The organism is Falsiroseomonas oryziterrae (assembly GCF_021864505.1).
Taxonomy (GTDB): domain Bacteria; phylum Pseudomonadota; class Alphaproteobacteria; order Acetobacterales; family Acetobacteraceae; genus Falsiroseomonas; species Falsiroseomonas oryziterrae.
In genome coordinates this window covers 1-3,303 of record NZ_JAKJIB010000400.1, presented here as the reverse complement: position 1 = coordinate 3,303, position 3,303 = coordinate 1, and the positions used below count along the sequence as shown (strand labels likewise).

Genomic DNA, 3,303 nt, shown 5'->3' with positions numbered 1-3,303 from the left:
GCGGCCGCCGTGCGGCCGCGTGGTGATTGCGCCGCCTCAGGCGCCGCCGCGGCGGCCGCCTTGCGGCCTCGTGCGCACGCGCTGCTCCCTCTCCCGCGCAGCGGGGGAGGGTCGGGGTGGGGGTTCGAACGGATCAACCCAACCCTCCCCCGCACGCGGGCGAGGGCCTAAACTCGCGCCATGAACAAGCTCACCCATTTCGACGAGGCCGGGCGGGCCGCGATGGTGGACGTGTCGGGCAAGGCCGAGACCTCCCGCACCGCCGTGGCACGCGGGCGCATCGTCATGGCGCCGGAAACGCTGGCCCTCATCCAGGCCGGGCAGGTCGGCAAGGGCGACGTGCTCGGCGTGGCGCGGCTGGCCGGCATCATGGCGGCCAAGCGCACCTCCGACCTGATCCCGCTCTGCCACCCGCTCATGATCTCGAAGGTCGCGGTGGACCTCGTCGCCGCCCCGCCCGACGCGGTGGAGATCGAGGCGACCGTGAAGGTCACCGGCCAGACCGGCGTGGAGATGGAAGCGCTGACCGCCGTCACCGTCGCGGCGCTCACCGTCTACGACATGTGCAAGGCCGCCGACCGCGGGATGCGGATCGAGGCGGTGCGGCTGGTCCATAAATCAGGTGGCAAGTCGGGCACCTATGATGAGCTCTCGGCCGGCGACGCCGGCCGGGGCTCGGCGACCTGATGATCTCGCTGGAAGAGGCACGGGGCCGGGTCCTCGAGGCCCTCTCGCCCACCCCGGCGGAGACGATCGCCCTGGCCGAGGGCTGGGGCCGCGTCCTGGCCCGCCCCGTGCTCGCCCGCCTCACCCAGCCGCCGGCCGATGTCTCGGCGATGGACGGCTATGCCGTGCGCGCCTCCGACGCGACGGAGGGGGCACGCCTTGCTGTCATCGGCGCGGCGCCGGCCGGCCACCCCTTCCCCGGCGAGGTCGGGGCCGGCCAGGCGGTGCGGATCTTCACCGGCGGCTTCGTGCCTCCGGGGGCCGATGCGATCCTTCTGCAGGAGGACGCCGAGGCCGGCGACGGGGCCGTGCAAGTGAAGGAGACGGTGAAGCCCGGCCGCTGGATCCGCCGGCGGGGGCTCGACTTCGCCGCGGGCGAGACGCTGCTGCCCGCCGGGCGGCGCCTGACCGCCCGCGACATCGGCCTCGCCGCCGCTGCGAACCATCCCTGGGTCACGGTGCATCGCCGCCCGCGGGTCGGGATCCTGGCCACCGGCGACGAGATCGCCCTGCCGGGCGAGCCGATCCCGCCGGGCGGCATCGTCAGTTCCAACGCCCACGCCCTCGCAGCCCTGATCCGGGCCTCCGGCGGCGAGCCGCTGGTCCTGCCGATCGCCCCCGACGACCGCGACGCCATCGCCGCCGCGGCGGCCGCGGCCCGCGCCTGCGACCTGCTCGTCACCACGGGCGGCGCCAGCGTCGGCGAGCACGACCTGGTGCAGAGTGCGCTCGGTCCCGAAGGCTTCGCGCTCGACTTCTGGAAGATCGCCATGCGGCCCGGCAAGCCGCTGATCTGGGGCCGGCTCGGCCGCACCCCCGTGCTCGGCCTGCCCGGCAACCCGGTCTCCGCGCTGGTCTGCGGGGTGCAGTTCCTGGTGCCCGCCCTGGCGGTCCTGTCGGGCCTGCCGGCGGCGCCGCCGGCGACGCTGCTGGTCCGCGCCGGCGCGCCGCTCGCCGAGAACGACAAGCGCTTCGACCACCTCCGCGCGTCGCTCGGGACCGATCGCGACGGCAGGCCGGTCGCCACCCCTTTCCCCATGCAGGACAGTTCGATGCTGGCGACACTCGCCCGCGCCGATTGCCTGATCCTGCGGGCGCCCTACGCGCCCGCCTTGCCGGAAGGCGCCGAGGTGGAGGCGATCCCGCTCGGTCAGTTCGGCATCTGAGTGATGCCGCGAGCACTGGCGCGGCCTCCAGCCGCTTGGCTGCGCGGCACCGGCCGCGGGCCGCATTCGCGGCCTCGGCTGCCAGCGGCAGCCGGAACCCGGGTCGACGTATCGCGGTCGTGCGCGGGCCCGGCTGTGGAAAAGATTTGACGCGACGCGGAGAACCTACCTAGAACATCCCCATCGATTCCCCGTTTGTTCGCCAGGGCGGCAGACGGGCACGGCGGAGGAGGCTTCATGCTCACGCGCAAGCAGCACGAGCTGCTCATCTTCATCGACCGGCACCTGCGTGAGACCGGCTTCTCCCCCTCCTTCGAGGAGATGAAGGAGGCGCTGCGCCTCAAGTCCAAGTCGGGCATCCACCGCCTGATCACGGCGCTCGAGGAGCGCGGCTTCCTGAAGCGCCGCGCCCACCGCGCTCGCGCGCTCGAGGTCATCCGGCTGCCGGAGAACATGGCCGGCCGCGGCCTCGCCCCGGCGGTCGCCGCGGCCCCGGCGCCCGCGCCCGCCTTCGCGCCCAACGTCATCCGCGGGAACTTCGCGACGAATTTGTCCGGCGTGCCCAAGCCCGCCAACGAGGCCCCCGCCGTGCACCTGCCGCTCTATGGCCGGATCGCGGCCGGCCTGCCGATCGAGGCGCTGCGCGACCAGGGGGCGAGCGTCGAGGTGCCGGCGGCGATGCTGGCGGGCGGCGAGCACTACGCGCTGGAGGTCTCGGGCGATTCGATGATGGAGGCCGGGATCCTCGACGGCGACACGGTCATTATCCGCCGCGGCGACGTGGCGGAGAACGGCGCCATCGTGGTGGCGCTGGTGGACGAGCAGGAGGTGACGCTGAAGCGCCTGCGCAAGCGCGGCAACTCGGTTGCGCTGGAGCCGGCGAACCGCGCCTATGAGACCCGGATCTTCGGCCCCGACCGCGTGCGGGTGCAGGGCCGGCTCGTCGGGTTGCTGCGGAAGTACTGACCGCGTCTCCCTCTCCCCGACCGGGGGAGAGCGTCGGGGTGAGGGGCGTCCGGGAGGCCCCCTCAATACGGATCCCATTCGTCCCGCGCCGCCCGCCAGGCGCGGAGCCGCGCCCGCGCCGCCTGGGCCGCCAGCAGCAGCAAGGCGCCCGCGCTCATCCAGCCGGCGGTGCCGAGCATCGTCCAGGTCGCGTCCATCCGGGCCTCCCGAGAGACAGGCCCGATGCTGCGCCCCGTTCCTTGCCGTTCGGTTTCCGGTCGTGCCGTTTCCTGCCGTGCCGTTTCCTGCCGTGTCGTTTCTCGCCGTGCCGCGGCGGGTCAGCCGGCGTCGCGCGGTGCCTGCGGAAGCACGTCGGGCCGGCCCGGAATGGGCGGCGGCGGCACCCAGGGCCGGCTGCCGCGCCAGGCCCGGTCCGACAGCACCTCCACCCCGCCCGGGCCGATCC

At 74.2% G+C, this 3,303-nt stretch carries 4 protein-coding genes; 3 read left to right on the top strand and 1 reads right to left on the bottom strand.

Annotated elements, in window-relative coordinates; translation table 11 throughout:
- Positions 1 to 180: 180 nt before the first annotated feature.
- The 3 genes from moaC to lexA all read left to right on the top strand — a co-directional run bounded on the left by moaC (position 181) and on the right by lexA (position 2,858).
- Positions 181 to 687 (top strand): cyclic pyranopterin monophosphate synthase MoaC, encoded by a 507-nt coding sequence (moaC, locus tag L2I40_RS20910; protein WP_237217101.1) that lies wholly within the window; start codon positions 181 to 183, stop codon positions 685 to 687.
- Positions 687 to 1,892 carry a molybdopterin molybdotransferase MoeA gene (locus L2I40_RS20905; protein ID WP_237217100.1) on the top strand — a complete coding sequence of 402 codons (1,206 nt, stop codon included), beginning with the start codon at positions 687 to 689 and terminating at the stop codon, positions 1,890 to 1,892. Before moaC ends, L2I40_RS20905 begins: the two co-directional genes overlap by 1 nt.
- Positions 1,893 to 2,129: 237 nt before the next feature.
- Complete coding sequence (gene lexA, locus L2I40_RS20900) at positions 2,130 to 2,858, top strand: transcriptional repressor LexA (protein WP_237217099.1); 729 nt, start codon at positions 2,130 to 2,132, stop codon at positions 2,856 to 2,858.
- Between the two features lie 62 nt (positions 2,859 to 2,920).
- On the opposite strand, the gene L2I40_RS24500 is transcribed toward lexA, so the two are convergent.
- Positions 2,921 to 3,055, bottom strand: coding sequence for a hypothetical protein (locus L2I40_RS24500; RefSeq protein WP_272910993.1), 135 nt, complete (start codon positions 3,053 to 3,055; stop codon positions 2,921 to 2,923).
- Positions 3,056 to 3,303 lie beyond the last annotated feature (248 nt).